This window comes from Burkholderia sp. Ac-20379, assembly GCF_017104645.1.
Classification (GTDB): Bacteria; Pseudomonadota; Gammaproteobacteria; order Burkholderiales; family Burkholderiaceae; genus Burkholderia.
This window is the reverse complement of sequence record NZ_JAAGPF010000052.1, coordinates 1-16,781: the sequence shown is the minus strand read 5'-3', so window position 1 is coordinate 16,781 and position 16,781 is coordinate 1. Positions and strand designations below refer to the sequence as shown.

Sequence of the window (16,781 nt, the reverse complement as noted above, 5' to 3'; positions counted from 1 at the left end):
AAGTGCGAATGCTCAGGACTTCGATGCAGCGAGTGCGAGATAGCGGGCGTGCAGCGCATCGATGCGGGCGTCGAGCGCGGCATCGGGGGCCTGCTCGTTGACGATCACGTCGTCGGCCGCCGCGAGGCGCGCCTCGCGCGTGGCCTGACGCGCGACGATCGCCTCGACCTGTTCGCGCGCGAAGCCGTTACGCTGCATGACGCGCGCGATCTGCGTTTCCACCTCGCAATCGATCGCGAGCACACGATCGACGCGGCTGCGCCAGCTTCCCGATTCGACCAGCAGCGGCACCACGAAGATCACGTAGGCGCCGGTTGCCAGCGCGGCCTCGCGCTCGGTTTCGGCGCGGATCAGCGGATGCGTGATGGCTTCGAGGCGCTTGCGCGCGGTGTCGTCGCCGAACACGAGCGTGCGCATGCGGGCGCGGTCGAGCGAGCCGTCGGCCGCCACGAACTCGCTGCCGAAGGCTGCCGCGATCGGCGCCATGGCGGCGCCGCCCGGCGCCGTGACGCGATGGGCGATGGCGTCGGTGTCCACCAGCGTGGCGCCGCGCTCGCCGAAGCGGTTCGCCACCGTGGTCTTGCCGCTGCCGATTCCGCCCGTCAATCCAACCGAGAACATGGGGTCAGCCTCCCAGCGCCAGGTAGAAGGGCGTGCCGTGCAGCAGCGTGACGATGCCGCCGAGCGCGAGGAACGGGCCGAACGGCAGCGGCTCCTCGTAGCGCATGCGACCGCGCCACATGGCCAGCAGCCCGACCGCGGCGCCGCTCAGCGCCGCGATCAGCAGCACCTGCGGCAGCGCAATCCAGCCGAGCCACGCGCCGAGCGCGGCCAGCAGCTTCAGATCGCCGTAACCAATGCCTTCGATGCCGCGCAGCAGCTTGAACAGCCAGAACACGCACCAGAGGAACAGATAACCGGCAATCGCGCCGATCACCGCTTCGCGCAGATCGACGAAGTTGCCCGACAGGTTGACGATCAGGCCGGCCCACAACAGCGGCAGCGTCATCGAGTCGGGTAGATAGCCCGTTTTCATGTCGATCAGGCTCATGGCCAGCAGCGTCGCGCACAGGGCGAACGCGGCCAGCGCGGCCGGCGCCGGGCCGAACACGTGGAGCGACGCGGCCGCGAGCAGGCCCGAACCGAGCTCGACGAGCGGATAGCGCAGGCCGATCGGCGTGCGGCATCGAGCACAGCGCCCGCGCAGGGCGAGATAGCTGAACACCGGCACGTTTTCCCAGGCGCGCAGAACATGGCCGCAATGCGGGCAGGCGCTGCGCGGCGCCCAGAGGTCGTAGCGCGGCGGCAGCCCGTCGTCGGGGGCGGCATCGGCATCGGCCCCGGTCGCCTGCGCGAGTTCGGCTTGCCAGGCGCGCTGCATCATGACCGGCAGCCGGTGCGCGACGACGTTCAGGAAGCTGCCGACCACCAGGCCGATCACGACCGCGAACGCGTAGCGAGCAGCTGCCGGCAGCGCGGCGAACGCAAGCCAGGGATCGGACAGGGCGAGGAGCGAGTTCATCGAAGCCGGGGAAATCGAGAGCGGGATCGGGAGCGATGCTACACCACCACGTTGCCGAGCTGGATGATCGGCAGATACATGGCCACCACGAGTGCACCGACCAGCCCGCCGAGCACGATCACCACGAGCGGCTCGCAGAGGCTGGTCAGCGTGCCGATTCGCTCGTCGACCTGCCGTTCGCAGAGCGCGGCGATATCGGCCAGCATGGCGTCGAGCGTGCCCGATTCCTCGGCCACGGCGATCGGCTCGACCACGTCGGCCGGGAAGCAGTTGGCCGCGCGCATCGCCGCCGCGAGCCGTTCGCCGCGGAGCAGCCGCGTGGCGATCGCCGGCGTGGCGCGGTCGAACACGGGGTTGCCGGTGGCGTGCGCGAGCGAATCGAACGCGTCGGCCAGCGGCGTGCCCGCGTGCAGCAGCGTGCCGAGCGTGCGGCTCCAGCGCGCTGCCGCAAGCGTGCGCAGCAAGGCGCCGGCCAGCGGCAGGCGCAATGCGGCGCGGCCGGCGGCAAGCTGCGCAGCGGGCGAACGGCGCAACAGCATGCCGACCGCGGCGACAGCCGCCGCGCCGGCAAGCGTGGCCGGTGGCCCGTAGCGGGCTGCGCCATCGGACAGTGTGAGCACGAAGCGGGTGGGCGCAGGCAGCGCCGCACCGAACCCCTCGAAAACCTGCGCGAAGGTCGGCACGACCCAGACGAGCAACGCTGCCGTAATCGCCAGAGCGAAGGCGAGCACGGCGGCCGGGTAGGCCAGCGCCGAATGCACCCGTGCGCGAACGGTGGCGGCGTGCTCGCGATCGTCGGCGAGGCGCATGAGCAAGGCGGCGAGCTGGCCCGACGCTTCGCCGACCGCAATCAGTTGCCGGAACATCGGGTCGAACTGGCGCGGATAGCGGCGCATGGCTTCCGACAGATCGCTGCCGGCGACGATCGCACGGGCCAACCCGGCCGCGATGCGTGCGATGTCGCGCCGGCCGCCGGGTTCGGCGAGCAGGTCGAGTGCGGGCGCGAGCGGCAAGCCCGCGCGCAGCAAGCCGCCGAGTTGGCGTGTCAGGCGTGTGATGTCGCGTGCCCGCGCAGCCGGTGCGCGGGCCGCGCCGCGATCGGCGAGATCGAGCACGGTGAAGCCGCTGCGATGCAATTGCCGGCGTGCCGCGGCGCTGTCGACGGCGATCAGCGTGCCATGGCGGCGCGCACCGTCGCGCGTGAGACCGGCCCAGCGGAATCGCCGTTCGTCCACCGGCGGCGTGCTCATCCGGCGTCCGTGGCGGCCAGCGCCTCGTCGCGGCTGGTGGTGCCGTCGTACACGCGGGCCAGCGCGGCTTCGCGCAAGGTTCGCATGCCGTCGGCCCGCGCCTGCCGGGCGAGCGCATTGGCGCCGCTGCGCGCCACGATCGCCTCGCGCAGCGCGTCGGAGATGCGCATCACCTGATGGATGCCGATCCGGCCGCGATAACCGATGCCGTGGCAGGCGTCGCAGCCGATGGCGTCGAAGGGCCGCCAGCCGTTGTCGAGCCGCGCCGGATCGAGGCCCGCGCTGGCTAGCGCGGCGCGGGTTGCGCGCGAAGGCTGGCGGCATGCGCCGCAGAGCCGCCGCACGAGCCGCTGGGCCGTGACCACGCGCAGCGCCGCCGCGATGTGATACGGCGCGACGCCGATATCGAGCAGGCGGGCGATCGCGCCCGGCGCATCGTTGGTGTGCAGTGTCGACAGCACCAGGTGCCCGGTTTGCGCGGCCTTCAGCGCGACATCGGCGGTTTCCGCGTCGCGGATCTCGCCGACCATGATGACGTCGGGATCCTGTCGCAGGAATGCGCGCAATGCGACGGCGAAGTTCAGCCCGGCCTTGTCGCGGACGCTGACCTGGTTGAGGCCGTCGAGCTGCAGTTCGGCCGGATCCTCGATGGTGCAGAGGTTGCGCGAGGCGAGGTTGAGCCGTTGCAGGCAGCAATAGAGCGTGACTGTCTTGCCGCTGCCGGTGGGGCCGGTGACGAGCGCGAGCCCATGCGGGGCGGCGATCGCCGCATCGAGTTCGGCAGCCTGCTGCGGATCGAAGCCCAGTGCCGGCAGCGACAGATCGGCCGGCAGCGTGTCGAGCCGACGCAGCACGAGTTTTTCGCCATGGAGGGTCGGCAGCGAACTGACGCGGTAGTCGCCGGTTTGTCCTGGCGCGAGCGTCAGGCGCAGCCGTCCGTCTTGCGGCACGCGGCGCTCGGCGATGTCCATCCGCGCCAGCACCTTCAGCCGCGTGACGACGCCGTCGCGCAGGTGGGCAGGCGGCGCCGCGAGCGCATGCAGCGCGCCGTCGATCCGCAGGCGCACGCGCCAGCCACGCTCGGCTGGCTCGATATGGATATCGGAGGCGTCGCGCGCGGCGGCTGCTTGCAGTATTTCGTTGACGAGGGCGACGACGGGCGCGTCGCCGGCAGACACCGGCGGCGCGAGCCGCGCGGTGTCGGGGGAATGGGGCGTGGACATCGGAAACCGGCCTCGCGGCCGCCTCGGGAATCGCGACGAAACGATCATCGCGCGGGCGGCGGCGTACCGGTAGTCGGCCGAACGGCCAATGGCGCCGGCGTTTCGGCTTCGCTAGGATCGGGGCATGTCGGAGTTCAGCGCAGCAGCCCGCGGGCTGCGCGCGCGGTGCGCGGCTTGAACAGTTTGACGGTGCGCACCGCCTGGTCGTCGCTGCGCATGACTTCGAGCATCACGTCGCCGATCTTCATGCATACGTCGCCTTCGGGAATTTCCTCGAGGATTTCGAGGATCAGCCCGTTCAGCGTCTTCGGCCCCCGGGTCGGCAGGCTCAGATGCAGCCAGCGGTTCAGTTCGCGCAGCGGGATGCCGCCCGACACGATGCATTCGCCGCTCGCGTTCCAGCCGCCGCGCGAGCCGCTGCCGTTCGGCGTCGAGGTGGTGAATTCGCCGATCAGCTCTTCGATGATGTCCTCGGGCGTCATGAGGCCTTCGAGCTCGCCGTATTCGTTGACCACCAGTGCGGTGCGCTGGCGGCTCTCCTGGAAATACTGCAGTTGCTGGAATACAGGCGTGCCCGACGGCACGTAATACGGTTCGGCCAGCAGCCGGCGCAGCGTGTCGCGGTCGAGCTCCTGATTGCGCAGTGCCGCCAGCGTCTTGCGCACGTGCAGCACGCCGAGCACCTGATCGATGTCGCCCTGATAGACGATCAGGCGGTTGTGATAGCAGGTTTCGATCTGATGGAGGATGTCGTCGAGCGGGGCGTCGAAGTTCAGCGATTCGATCTGGCGGCGCGGAATCATCACGTCGTCGACGGTGATGTTTTCCAGGTCGAACAGGTTCAGCAGGATGCTGCGGTGCTTGGTGGGCATGAAGCTGCCCGATTCGAGCACGATCGAGCGCAGTTCCTCGATCGAAAAGCGCTGGTCGCGGCCGCCCTTGGTGTTGATGCGCAGGAGGCCGAGCGTGCCGTTCGCGAGCCGGTTGACGAACCAGATCACCGGCTTCATCACGCGCATCAGCGGCGCGATCAGCAGGCTGGCCGGCAGGGCGATGCGTTCGGGGTAGGTCGCGCCGACGATCTTCGGCGTGATTTCCGCGAACACGATGATCAGGAACGCCACGATGCCGGTCGCGATCGACAGCACCAGGTTGTCGTGACCGAACGTGCGCAGCGCGATCGAGGTGGTCAGAACCGGAATGATCGTGTTGAACAGGTTGTTGCCGATCAGAATCACGCTCAGCAACTGATCGGTGCGCGTCAGCAGCCGTTGCGTGGTTTTCGCGCCGAGCGCGTTCTGGTTGGCAAGCAGCTTCAGCCGGTGGCGGTTGAGCGCCATCATGGCCGTTTCAGAAATCGAGAAGAAGCTGGAGCAGAGAAGCAGGACAAAGACGGCGCAGATTTGCGCCCATAAGGGAATGTGGTCCACGCGGATCGGGAACGGTGAGGGTCAGGGATGAGGTGACTATAGCAGAGGGCCGCCCGGCGATCGTGACACGGCCGCAGCGTGGCCCGTGGCGGTGCTTGGCGGGGAAGGACGACGAAACAGACAAAAACGGGCAAAAAAAAACCGCGTACGAATACGCGGTTTTTTCAAAATTCTGGTCGGGGTGAGAGGATTCGAACCTCCGGCCTCTACGTCCCGAACGTAGCGCTCTACCAGGCTAAGCTACACCCCGAATTGGACTCTTCTGCTACTTCAGTCTCGTTCAAGACTTCCGTGTCGTCGAGTAAGAACATAATTCTAGCAGCGAGTTTTTGAAAATGGAAGAGGGAAATGAAAAAATTGCGTCGGCGGCTGCTTGAGCTTCCTGGCGAGCACACTCGAGCGTGTGATCGAGGGCGCCCGAACGCGTGATCGCGTCGAAGATCGTGTCGAACCGATCGGTGCCGCCTTGTTCGATGGCCTCGCGTGCGAGCGTCTGCTGTTCGGGCGTGCCATGTTCGAGCAGATGGATCAGCGGCAGCGTCGGCTTGCCTTCGCGCAGATCGTCGCCGGCATTCTTGCCCATCGATTCGGCCGTGCCGGCGTAGTCGAGCCAGTCGTCCATGATCTGGAACGCGGTGCCGATGCGGCGGCCGTATTCGGCGGCAGCGGCTTCGACCGTTGCGTCGGCGCCGGCCAGCACGGCGCCCAGACGTGCGGACGCCTCGAACAGCTTCGCCGTTTTATAGCGGATCACCTGCATGTAGCGCGATTCGTCCACATCGGCGTCGTGCATGTTCAGCAACTGCAGCACTTCGCCTTCCGAGATGATCGTGGTGGCTTCCGACAGGATTTCCATCACGCGCATCTTGCCCACGCCGACCATCATCTCGAACGAGCGGGAATAGAGATAGTCGCCGACCAGCACGCTCGCGGCATTGCCGAACAGTGCGTTGGCCGTCTTTCGGCCGCGCCGCAACTCCGATTCGTCGACGACGTCGTCGTGCAGCAGCGTGGCCGTGTGGATGAACTCGACGACCGCGGCCAGCGTGTGGCGATGGCTGGAGCTGTCGCCCAGCGCACCCGCGACGAGCAGCAGCAACGCCGGACGCAGCCGCTTGCCGCCCGCGCCGATGATGTATTCGGCGATCTGGTTGATCAACAGCACGTCGGACGACAGGCTCTGCCGGATGACGCGGTTGACCTGCTCCATATCGTCGGTGATCGGAGCCAGCAATTGGGCGGCGCTCAAGGAAGGGGAGGCAGTGGACGACATGATCATGGAATTGGGTAGTGCGCCGGATTATAAGGCGATTCCGGGCATCGCCGGGCCGTAGCCTGCCGGACGGCCGGGTTTGCGTCGCGTAGGTCGCGTCCTGACGCGCGGCGGCGGGGCGATCCGGTGCGAATTCCGCCCGCCGTTTTGCGCGGCTGGCGCCCGATGCCGCGCGGGGCAAGGGCTTCGCAAGGGCCATATCGCCGGGCGCGCCGCGCGTTGGCCGGCATGCGCGGAAGGTTGCGATTGGCTTTGACCTATCTCCTAACTCTCTGTATAATCACGCGTTTTCCACGCGCGGTGCGTGGGGAAACAGATCTAGAGTGAGGTTTGCAATGTACGCGGTCATAAAAACCGGTGGCAAGCAGTATAAGGTTGCTGTCGGCGAAAAACTGAAAGTAGAACAGATACCGGCAGACATTGACGCAGAAATCACGCTCGACCAGGTTCTCGCAGTGGGCGAAGGCGAATCGATTCAGTTCGGTACGCCGCTGGTCAGTGGGGCTTCCGTCAAGGCTACCGTTGTGTCGCACGGTCGTCATGCCAAGGTCACCATCTTCAAGATGCGTCGCCGGAAGCACTACCAAAAGCACGGCGGCCACCGCCAGAACTACACCGAACTGCGCATCGACGCGATCAACGCGTAAGCGCTACGGTAAAGGAGCTATCAAATGGCACACAAAAAGGCAGGGGGTTCCTCCCGCAACGGCCGCGACTCCGAATCGAAGCGCCTCGGCGTGAAGGTTTACGGCGGTCAGGCCATCAATGCCGGCGGCATCATCGTTCGTCAGCGCGGCACGCGCATGCACCCGGGTGAAAACGTCGGTATCGGCAAGGACCACACGCTGTTCGCGCTGGTCGACGGCCACGTTCGCTTCGCGACGAAGGGTGCGGATCGCAAGCATCTGGTGATCGTCGACCCGGCTGCTGCGTAAGTTTTCGCCGGTTCGGGCTTCATCGCCACAAAGGCCCCGCTGAAAACGCGGGGCCTTTTTCATTTGCGCGACGCCGCGCGTCCGGCCGGGTCGGCCCGACCTGGCCGAATGGCCGATTGGTCAAGCGCGGCGGCTCGCGGCACAATATTGGTTCAAATTCTGGGCGGAGCAACGGATGAAGTTCATTGACGAAGCGCGAATCGAAGTCATCGCCGGGGACGGAGGTGACGGCAGCGCGTCGATGCGCCGCGAGAAGTTCGTTCCGTTCGGCGGGCCGGACGGCGGCGACGGCGGCCGCGGCGGCAGCGTGTATGCGGTGGCCGACCGCAACATCAACACGCTGATCGACTATCGATTCTCGAAAAAACACCTGGCGCGCAACGGCGAAAACGGCCGCGGCTCGGATTGCTACGGCAAGGGCGGCGACGACATCACGCTGCGTATGCCGGTCGGCACCATCATCACCGACATGGATACCGGCGAACTGATCGCCGACCTGACCGAGCACGAGCAAAAGGTTCAGGTCGCGGAAGGCGGCGCCGGCGGCCTCGGCAACCTGCACTTCAAGTCGAGCACGAACCGTGCGCCGCGTCAGAAGACGGACGGCAAGCCCGGCGAGCGCCGCATGGTGAAGCTCGAATTGAAGGTGCTGGCCGACGTCGGCCTGCTCGGCATGCCGAATGCGGGCAAGTCCACGTTCATTGCGTCGGTGTCGAACGCCAAGCCGAAGATCGCCGACTACCCGTTCACCACGCTCGCGCCGAATCTCGGCGTGGTGCGCGTCGGTCCGAGCAAGAGCTTCGTGATCGCCGACATCCCGGGGCTGATCGAAGGCGCCGCCGAAGGCGCGGGCCTGGGTCACCAGTTCCTGCGCCACCTGCAGCGCACCGGCGTGTTGCTGCATCTGGTCGATCTCGCACCGTTCGACGAAAACGTCGATCCGGTGGCCGAGGCGAAGGCGATCGTCGGCGAGTTGCGCAAGTACGACGAATCGCTCTACGAAAAGCAGCGCTGGCTCGTGTTGAACAAACTCGACATGGTGCCGGAAGACGAGCGCGCCGAGCGCGTCGCCGATTTCATCAGCCGTTTCGGCTGGGAAGGCCCGGTGTTCGAGATCTCCGCGCTGACGGGGCAGGGTTGCGAAAACCTGATCTACGCGGTGTACGACTACGTGTCGGCGCACTCGGATGCCCATCGCGCGGCCGAAGCCGAGGATCTGGCCGCCGATGTGCGGTTCCGCGAAGCGCCGGGCGGCAAGCCTGCGTCGGCGGAGCCGGATGCCGAGCAGGCCGGCGAGTAATCGATGGAAGGGGCGGCTCAGGCCGCCAGCCGATGCGCGGCGGGCTGCTCCGGCCGTCGCGCTCCGATTGAATTGCGCTTCACTACAGGAGCCGCGCACGATGCGTTCGATCATCGCCGATTCGAAGCGATTGGTTGTGAAGGTGGGTTCCAGTCTCGTCACCAACGACGGTCGCGGGCTCGATCATGCCGCGATCGGCCGCTGGGCCGCGCAGATCGCGGCATTGCGCGAGATCGGCAAGGAGGTCGTGCTGGTCAGCTCCGGCGCGATCGCCGAGGGCATGCAGCGGCTCGGCTGGAGCAAGCGTCCGCGTGAAATCGACGAATTGCAGGCCGCTGCCGCGGTTGGCCAGATGGGGCTGGCGCAGGTCTACGAAAGCCGTTTTGGCGAACATGGCATCCGTACCGCGCAAATTCTGCTGACCCACGCCGATCTGGCGGATCGCGAGCGCTATCTGAATGCGCGCTCGACGCTGCTCACGCTGCTGCGTCTGGGTGTGGTGCCGATCATCAACGAGAACGACACGGTCGTCACCGACGAAATCAAGTTCGGCGACAACGATACGCTCGGCGCGCTCGTCGCGAACCTGATCGAAGGCGACGCATTGGTGATCCTCACCGATCAATCGGGCCTGTTCACGGCCGATCCGCGCAAGGATCCAAATGCCACGCTGGTGCAGGAAGCCGATGCCGGCGCGCCCAATCTCGAGGCGATGGCCGGCGGCGCGGGGTCGAGCCTGGGACGCGGCGGCATGTTGACCAAGATCCTGGCGGCGAAGCGTGCCGCGCACAGCGGCGCGAACACCGTGATCGCAAGCGGCCGCGAAACCGACGTGCTGGTGCGGCTCGCGGCGGGCGAAGCGATCGGCACGCAGTTGATCGCGCGCACCGCGCGCATGGCGGCGCGCAAGCAATGGATGGCCGATCATCTGCAGGTGCGCGGCCACGTCGTCATCGACGCGGGCGCGGTCGAGAAACTGACGGCCGGCGGCAAGAGCCTGCTGCCGATCGGCATCGTCAATGTGCAGGGCGTGTTCGCGCGCGGCGAGGTGATCGCCTGCGTCAACGACGCCGGCCGCGAGATCGCACGCGGGCTGACCAACTACAGCAGCGCGGAAACCAAGCTGATTCAGCGCAAGCCGAGCAGCGAGATCGAAACCGTGCTCGGCTACATGCTCGAGCCGGAACTGATCCATCGCGACAACCTCGTGCTGATCTGAAACATGCCGGGTTCGCCGGCCCGATCAAAAACAAAAGCCCGCTGCTGCGGGCTTGTGTTTTTTCGGCTTCCCGGCGATGGCGCGGGCGCGCCATCCGGGGTTGGCGCTCAGCGAACCTGCTGGCTCAGGATCGTGCGATGCGCGTGCAGGTTCTCGAGGATGCCCTTGGTCGTCGTGGCCGGCATCTTGTTCGAGCAGAAGTAGTCCTGATAGAGCGCGGCGCGATAGGCGTTCAGGTTGCCGTTCTCGATGCGCGTCCAGTCGGTTTCGACGGTGCGGTCCCAGCCGTTGTGGTCGGCGTTCAGTGCCGCGTACTGGCGCCATTCGTAGGTGTCGCAGCGGATCGCTTCGTAGGTCACGTTGCGCGCGCCGGCCGGGCTCGTGATGACCGACGTGTAGCGGACGATGCCGTCGGTGCCGACGGTCAGCGATTTGTCGTCGACGGAGAACTGCAGCGGCGTGTTCTGCGAGACTTCGAACGGAATCAGGTTCGAGGCTTGCGGCAGCGGCGGGAGCGTGTCGACCTTATTTTCCTGCCAGGTCGGATGACGGTCGAGCAGATAGACGAACGTGCTGTCGTCCTTGTTGGACGGCTGGCTTTGCGTTTTGGAGTGAGCACAGCCGGCCAGCACGGCGACCGCAGCCAGCGATGCCGCGGCGAGAGCGAACGATTTCAAATTGCACACCTCGAAAAAAGGGCGCGGCAACCGCTGCCGCGCCCGTACATGCTTCATGGTATTCCCGGTCGGCGGGATCAGTCGCGCAGCAGGAAACGAACCGGAGGCTCATCGAGCACGCTAGCGCCCGGTTCGACTTCGGAACAGACCTGCGATGCGTCGATCGGCTGAACGCCGATCATGCGCGGATAACGCGTGGGCCGCACCGCGGCGCGCGTTTTGTTGCCGTCGAGCCGCTGCGCCGGCCGGCGCAGGAAACGCGACAATTCCGTCAACGCCAACTGATAGACATCCCGCTTGAACTCGATCACTGCGTCAAGCGGCACCCAGTACTCGTTCCAGCGCCAGGCATCGAACTCCGGGTGGTCGGTTGCGCGCAAGCAAATGTCGCAATCGCGTCCGACCATCCGCAGCAGAAACCAGATCTGCTTTTGTCCGCGATAATGCCCGCGGACTTCGCGCTTGATGAACTTGTCAGGCACCTCGTAACGCAACCAGTCGCGTGTGCGGCCGATGATCTTGACGTGCTCCGGAAGCAGGCCCGTCTCCTCGTGCAATTCCCTGAACATGGCCTGCATCGGGGTCTCACCATACTTGATGCCCCCTTGCGGGAATTGCCAGGAATGCTCACGAAGCCGTTTGCCCCAAAACACCTCATTGCGCGCGTTCAAGAGGATGATGCCGACGTTCGGGCGAAAGCCTTCACGATCCAGCATACAACCACCTTCGAATCCTTTAAAATTGCTTTGATTATAAACAGATAACGGGCGCCGCGCACCGCATGAACCGAATCTCGGCAAGGTGCGTCAGCTACACTGTCCCCGATTCGTCTGCTACGTCATTTGCGCCGCGATCGCCTCGTTGCGACCCGTCGCGCGTAGTCATCCACCCCTTTTCGCCTTTTCTGGCGGCCCCCGTTGGGCCGTCGTTTCTGGAACTGTCCGCATGAAAGCCTCCCGTTTCTTTATCGGCACCCTGAAGGAAGCTCCCGCCGACGCCGAGATCGTCAGCCATAAACTGATGGTGCGCGCCGGCATGATTCGCCGCGTCGCCGGCGGTATCTACAACTATCTGCCGGTCGGCCTGCGCTCGATTCGCAAGGTCGAGGCGATCGTGCGCGAGGAGATGAACCGGGCAGGCGCGATCGAACTGCTGATGCCGGCCGTGCAGCCGGCCGAGCTCTGGCAGGAATCGGGCCGCTGGGTGCAGTACGGCCCCGAGCTGCTGCGCTTCAAGGATCGCAAGGACAACGACTTCGTGATCGGGCCGACGCACGAGGAAGTCATCACCGACATCGCGCGCGCGCAGATCAAGAGCTATCGTCAGATGCCGGTGAATTTCTACCAGATCCAGACCAAGTTTCGCGACGAGATCCGCCCGCGCTTCGGCGTGATGCGCGGCCGCGAATTCATCATGAAGGACGCCTATTCGTTCGACAAGGATCAGGCCGGCCTCAAGGAGTCGTACCGCAAGATGTACGAGGCCTACGTGCGCGTGTTCACGCGCATCGGCCTCGAATTCCGCGCGGTCGCGGCCGACAACGGCTCGATCGGCGGCAGCGGCTCGCATGAATTCCACGTGATCGCCGACACCGGCGAAGATGCGATCGCCTACTGCCCGACCTCCGATTTCGCGGCGAACGTCGAGGCGGCCGAAGCGCTGCCGCTGATCGCCAGCCGCGCCGCGCCGGCCGAAGCGCTCGCCAAGGTCGCCACGCCGGGCAAGGCGAAGTGCGAGGCGGTGGCCGAGCTGCTGAACATCCCGCTCGAACGCACCATCAAGTCGATCATCGTCGCCACCGAGAACGAAGGCGCCGAGCCGACCATCTGGTTGCTGATGCTGCGCGGCGATCACGAACTGAACGAGATCAAGGCGTCGAAGCAGCCGGGCCTCGCGGGCTACCGCATGGCGACCGAAGCCGAAATCGTCGAATGGTTCGGCACGCCGCCGGGCTACCTCGGCCCGATCGGCACGAAGAAGCCGGTCAAGGTGATCGCCGATCGCACCGTCGCGAACATGAGCGATTTCGTGGTGGGCGCCAACGAAGTGGATTACCACATCGCCGGCGTGAACTGGGGCCGCGACCTGCCCGAGCCGGTCGTCGCCGACCTGCGCAACGTCAAGAAGGGCGACGCGTCGCCGGACGGCAAGGGCGTGCTCGACATCTGCCGCGGCATCGAAGTCGGCCACGTGTTCCAACTCGGCACCAAGTACTCGAAGGCGCTCGGCTCGACGTTCCTCGATGAAAACGGCAAGCCGCAGCCGATGGAAATGGGCTGCTACGGGATCGGCGTCACGCGGATCCTCGGCGCCGCGATCGAACAGAACTTCGACGACAAGGGCATCATCTGGCCCGAATCGATCGCCCCGTTCGAAGTCGTGCTGTGCCCGATGGGCTACGACCGCAGCGAAGCGGTGCGCGAAGCGGCCGATACGCTGTACGCGGATCTGCTCGCGGCCGGCATCGACGCGATCCTCGACGATCGCGGCGAGCGTCCGGGCGTGATGTTCGCCGATTGGGAACTGATCGGCGTGCCGCACCGCCTCGTGATCGGCGATCGCGGCCTGAAGGACGGCAAGATCGAGTATCAGGGCCGCCGCGATGCCGAGGCGACGCTGCTGCCGGTGCAGGGCGCGGCGCTGACGGTGATCGAGAAGGTGCGCGAAGCGCTCGCGCGCTGAGCGCGGGCCGGCGGGAAGGGCGCCTCGGTGCGCCGTTCCCGGCAGGCGCCAATGAAAAACGGCTCGCGCTTTGGTGGCGCGAGCCGTTTTGTTTGGTACGGAGACGCCGCGCGTGTGGCGTCAGACTTCGGCGGTCAGCGCGCGGATCGTCGGCAGGTTGCGCCAGTAGCCCTTGGCATCCATGCCGCAGCCGAACACGTAACGATCCGGCACCGAAAAACCGCAGAAATCCGGATGCAGCGGCTTGTCCTTGGCGAGCGTCTTTTCGCACAGCACGGCGGACAGGAAGCGCTTCGCGCCCATGTCGAGAATCCGGTCGCGGATCGCGGCCATCGTCTCGCCTTCGTCGAGGATGTCGTCGAGCACGATCACGATGCGATCCTTCACCGATTCGCGCGGCGCCACGCGCCAGTGCATTTCCGGGCTGCCCTGCGTGGTGTTCCGGTAGCGCGTCAGGTGGATGTAATCGAATTCGAGCGGGAAATCGAGGTGCGGCAGCAGCATGCCGGTGAACACGGCCGCGCCGCCCATCACCGACAGCACGAGCGGGAACGCGTCGCCGATTTCGTCGCGGATCGCGGTGGCCATCCGCACGATCGAGGCGTTGACCTCCTCGGCGGAGACGATCTGTTCGGAGTGCTGGAATATCTGGAGGGCTTCTTCGCGGTTCATGGGTTCTGACGTGCGATCGGATCAATCGGAAACGGCCCGCGAACGAGCCGGCGGACGATGCGTGAGTAGGATATACCGCGCATCGCGCCGCGTGGGGCGCGGCAAAATTCCATGCGGCGCCGCGGCTTAACGCAGGCCCGGCATCATGCCCTTCAGGCCGCGCATCATCTTCTGCATGTTGCCGCCCTTCAGCTTCTTCATCATCGTGCGCATCTGGTCGTACTGATTCAGCATGCGGTTGACTTCCTGTACCGGCACGCCCGCGCCGGCCGCGATGCGGCGCTTGCGGGTGGCCTTGATCAGTTCGGGCTTGGCGCGCTCGGCCGGCGTCATCGAGTTGATGATGCCTTCCATGCGGCGGATCTGCTTTTCGGCCATGCCCATGTTGGCGCCGGCCGCGGCTTGCTGGAACTGCGCCGGGAGCTTGTCCATCAGCGACGAGAGGCCGCCCATGTTCTTCATCTGGGAGATTTGCGCGCGGAAATCGTCGAGATCGAAATCGCCGCCCTTCTTGACCTTGTTGGCGAGCTTTTCGGCCGCCTGCATGTCCACGCCGCGCTGCGCTTCCTCGACCAGCGCGAGAATGTCGCCCATGCCGAGGATCCGGTTCGCCATGCGATCCGGATGGAACACTTCGAGGCCGTCGAGCTTCTCGGCCACGCCGACGAACTTGATCGGCTTGCCGGTGATGTGTCGCACCGACAGCGCCGCGCCGCCGCGCGAATCGCCGTCGAGCTTGGTCAGCACCACGCCCGTGAGCGGCAGCGCGTCGTTGAACGCCTTGGCGGTGTTGACGGCATCCTGGCCCAGCATCGCGTCGACCACGAACAGCGTTTCGGCCGGATCGAGCGCCGCGTGCAGCTCGGCGATTTCCTTCATCATCGCCTCGTCGATACCGAGGCGGCCGGCCGTGTCGACGATCAGCACGTCGCAGTAATGGCGCTTGGCCCAGTCGACCGCGGCGCGCGCGATCTCGACGGGCTTCTGATCCGGCGTGGACGGGAAGAATTCCGCGCCGACCTGCTCGCTCACCGTTTTCAACTGGGCGATCGCGGCGGGGCGGTAGACGTCGCACGACACCGTCAGCACTTTCTTCTTCTGCTTGTCGCGCAGCAGCTTGGCGAGCTTGCCGACCGTGGTGGTTTTACCCGCGCCCTGCAGGCCGGCCATCAGGATGATCGCGGGCGGCGTGACGGCGAGGTTCAGCTCGGCGGCCTTGCCTTCGTAATCGCCGCCGATCACGGCGGTCAGTTCCTTCTGCACCACGCCGACGAGCGCCTGGCCCGGCGACAGGCTGCTGATCACTTCCTCGCCGAGCGCCTTTTCCTTGACCTTGGCGATGAATTCGCGGACGACCGGCAGCGAGACGTCGGCCTCGAGCAGCGCGAGCCGGACTTCGCGCAGCATCTCCTGCGTGTTCGCTTCGGTGAGACGGGCTTCGCCGCGCAGCGTCTTGACGACGCGCGCCATCCGTTGGGTGAGATTGTCGAGCATGGGGAGCGATGGACAGTGGGGCCTGAAGGCTGGCGTCGGCTATATTGACAGCCGTCGCAGGCAAGGGGCCTAGTGTAAACTTCGAACATGGATATTGTACTGTATGCCCTCACCGCGCTCCTGTACGGCGGCCTCGCCGTCGCAGGATGGCGGGCGCACCGTTCCGGCCTTGCGCAGCCGCTCGTCGCGAGCGTGCCGCCCGTGCCGCGGGATCCGCGCGCGTCCGCCGCGTCCGGGGTGAGCGGCACCGGCCGCGCGCTGCTGTTCGCCGCGCTGCTCGCCCACGGCGTGCTGCTGCACGCCACCATCTTCCCGCACGATTCGATGGTGTTCGGCTTCGCGTTCGCGTTGTCGGCCATGTTCTGGCTCGGCGCCGGCATCTACTGGATCGAGAGCTTCTTCTTCCGGCTCGACAGCCTGCGCCTGCTGGTGCTGCCGTTGGCCTGCGCGGCCTCGCTGCTGCCGCTCGCGTTCGGCGGCGTGCGCGTGTTGCCGTACGCGGCGGCGCCATTGTTCAAGATGCACTTCCTGATTGCCAACATCGCGTACGGATTGTTCGCGATCGCCGCACTGCACGCGGTGTTGATGCTGATGGTCGAGCACCGCCTGCAGGCGTTGCGGCAGGGCGCGCGAATCGAATCGGCCAGTTTCCTGGCGGGCTGGCTCGAAACGCTGCCGCCGCTGCTGACGCTCGAAAAACTGCTGTTCCGCCTGATCGCCGCCGGCTTCGTGCTGCTGACGCTCACGCTCGCCTCCGGCATCCTGTTCAGCGAGCAGGTGGATGCGCGGGCGCTGCGCTTCGATCACAAGACGGTGTTCGCGATCCTCTCGTGGTTCATGTTCGGCGGTATCCTCGTCGCGCGCCGCCTGTCGGGCTGGCGCGGGCGCGGCGCCGCCCGCTGGGTGCTCGCCTCGTTCGGCGCGCTGCTGCTTGCCTATGTCGGCAGCCGCTTCGTGCTCGAGGTGCTGCTGCACCGTTCCGTGGTCTGATGGTCTGAATGCGATGCGTAACCTTCTCCTGCTGATCCTCCTGTTCTTCGCCGGCTCCTGGGTGGCGCGCAAGCTGCGCCAGGCGCAGGAGCGCACCGCGCGCGGCGGCGCGGA

At 66.2% G+C, this 16,781-nt stretch carries 16 protein-coding genes, 1 tRNA gene and 1 pseudogene; 7 read left to right on the top strand and 11 right to left on the bottom strand.

All coding sequences use genetic code 11. From position 1 onward, the window contains the following. Window positions 1-12 precede the first annotated feature (12 nt). From coaE to G3N92_RS09880, 7 genes are all read right to left on the bottom strand, one after another. On the bottom strand, window positions 13-621 hold the full coding sequence (gene coaE, locus G3N92_RS09910; protein ID WP_206127284.1) for a dephospho-CoA kinase: 609 nt from the start codon (window positions 619-621) through the stop codon (window positions 13-15). Between the two features lie 4 nt (window positions 622-625). Then, window positions 626-1,522: an A24 family peptidase gene (locus G3N92_RS09905; RefSeq protein WP_206127283.1), complete on the bottom strand. Its 897-nt coding sequence runs from the start codon at window positions 1,520-1,522 to the stop codon at window positions 626-628. A 38-nt stretch (window positions 1,523-1,560) separates the two neighbouring features. Further along, on the bottom strand, window positions 1,561-2,772 hold the full coding sequence (locus G3N92_RS09900) for a type II secretion system F family protein (RefSeq protein WP_206127282.1): 1,212 nt from the start codon (window positions 2,770-2,772) through the stop codon (window positions 1,561-1,563). Beyond that, window positions 2,769-3,995 carry an ATPase, T2SS/T4P/T4SS family gene (locus G3N92_RS09895; RefSeq protein WP_206127281.1) on the bottom strand — a complete coding sequence of 409 codons (1,227 nt, stop codon included), beginning with the start codon at window positions 3,993-3,995 and terminating at the stop codon, window positions 2,769-2,771. The genes G3N92_RS09900 and G3N92_RS09895 overlap by 4 nt, the downstream gene beginning before the upstream one ends. A 134-nt stretch (window positions 3,996-4,129) precedes the next feature. Next, a complete protein-coding gene (locus tag G3N92_RS09890) occupies window positions 4,130-5,425 on the bottom strand; it encodes an HlyC/CorC family transporter (protein ID WP_206127280.1) in 1,296 nt (431 codons plus the stop codon). Window positions 5,426-5,598: 173 nt separating this feature from the next. Next, window positions 5,599-5,675 (bottom strand) — tRNA-Pro (locus tag G3N92_RS09885). 30 nt (window positions 5,676-5,705) lie between these two features. Then, entirely contained in the window at window positions 5,706-6,698 is a 993-nt protein-coding gene (locus G3N92_RS09880) for a polyprenyl synthetase family protein (protein WP_206127279.1), read from the bottom strand. A 335-nt stretch (window positions 6,699-7,033) separates the two neighbouring features. On the opposite strand from G3N92_RS09880, the gene rplU reads away from it, so the two are divergent. The 4 genes from rplU to proB all read left to right on the top strand — a co-directional run bounded on the left by rplU (window position 7,034) and on the right by proB (window position 10,152). Further along, window positions 7,034-7,345 (top strand): 50S ribosomal protein L21, encoded by a 312-nt coding sequence (rplU, locus tag G3N92_RS09875; RefSeq protein WP_004194344.1) that lies wholly within the window; start codon window positions 7,034-7,036, stop codon window positions 7,343-7,345. Window positions 7,346-7,369: 24 nt separating this feature from the next. Then, on the top strand, window positions 7,370-7,633 hold the full coding sequence (rpmA, locus tag G3N92_RS09870) for a 50S ribosomal protein L27 (protein WP_206127278.1): 264 nt from the start codon (window positions 7,370-7,372) through the stop codon (window positions 7,631-7,633). A gap of 175 nt (window positions 7,634-7,808) precedes the next feature. Further along, window positions 7,809-8,933: an Obg family GTPase CgtA gene (gene cgtA / locus G3N92_RS09865; protein ID WP_206127277.1), complete on the top strand. Its 1,125-nt coding sequence runs from the start codon at window positions 7,809-7,811 to the stop codon at window positions 8,931-8,933. A 100-nt stretch (window positions 8,934-9,033) separates the two neighbouring features. Next, window positions 9,034-10,152: a glutamate 5-kinase gene (proB, locus tag G3N92_RS09860; RefSeq protein WP_206127276.1), complete on the top strand. Its 1,119-nt coding sequence runs from the start codon at window positions 9,034-9,036 to the stop codon at window positions 10,150-10,152. 107 nt (window positions 10,153-10,259) lie between these two features. Here the strand turns inward: proB and G3N92_RS09855 are convergent, their stop codons facing one another. Together G3N92_RS09855 and G3N92_RS09850 are read right to left on the bottom strand one after the other, a co-directional pair. Continuing rightward, complete coding sequence (locus G3N92_RS09855) at window positions 10,260-10,829, bottom strand: CNP1-like family protein (protein ID WP_206127275.1); 570 nt, start codon at window positions 10,827-10,829, stop codon at window positions 10,260-10,262. A 77-nt stretch (window positions 10,830-10,906) separates the two neighbouring features. Then, window positions 10,907-11,545 (bottom strand): RNA pyrophosphohydrolase, encoded by a 639-nt coding sequence (locus G3N92_RS09850; RefSeq protein ID WP_206127274.1) that lies wholly within the window; start codon window positions 11,543-11,545, stop codon window positions 10,907-10,909. A 229-nt stretch (window positions 11,546-11,774) separates the two neighbouring features. Between G3N92_RS09850 and G3N92_RS09845 the strand changes: the two genes are divergently transcribed. Next, complete coding sequence (locus G3N92_RS09845; protein ID WP_206127273.1) at window positions 11,775-13,511, top strand: proline--tRNA ligase; 1,737 nt, start codon at window positions 11,775-11,777, stop codon at window positions 13,509-13,511. A gap of 120 nt (window positions 13,512-13,631) precedes the next feature. Here the strand turns inward: G3N92_RS09845 and G3N92_RS09840 are convergent, their stop codons facing one another. Beyond that, window positions 13,632-14,183 carry a hypoxanthine-guanine phosphoribosyltransferase gene (locus tag G3N92_RS09840; RefSeq protein WP_206127272.1) on the bottom strand — a complete coding sequence of 184 codons (552 nt, stop codon included), beginning with the start codon at window positions 14,181-14,183 and terminating at the stop codon, window positions 13,632-13,634. A 126-nt stretch (window positions 14,184-14,309) separates the two neighbouring features. Then, on the bottom strand, window positions 14,310-15,677 hold the full coding sequence (gene ffh, locus G3N92_RS09835; protein ID WP_206127271.1) for a signal recognition particle protein: 1,368 nt from the start codon (window positions 15,675-15,677) through the stop codon (window positions 14,310-14,312). 87 nt (window positions 15,678-15,764) lie between these two features. Between ffh and ccsA the strand changes: the two genes are divergently transcribed. Both ccsA and G3N92_RS34900 read left to right on the top strand, forming a co-directional pair. Further along, window positions 15,765-16,667, top strand: a complete 903-nt coding sequence (gene ccsA, locus G3N92_RS09830) for a cytochrome c biogenesis protein CcsA (RefSeq protein ID WP_206127270.1) — start codon at window positions 15,765-15,767, stop codon at window positions 16,665-16,667. A 13-nt stretch (window positions 16,668-16,680) separates the two neighbouring features. Next, a pseudogene (locus G3N92_RS34900) lies at window positions 16,681-16,781 on the top strand (deaminase); the annotation flags it as partial.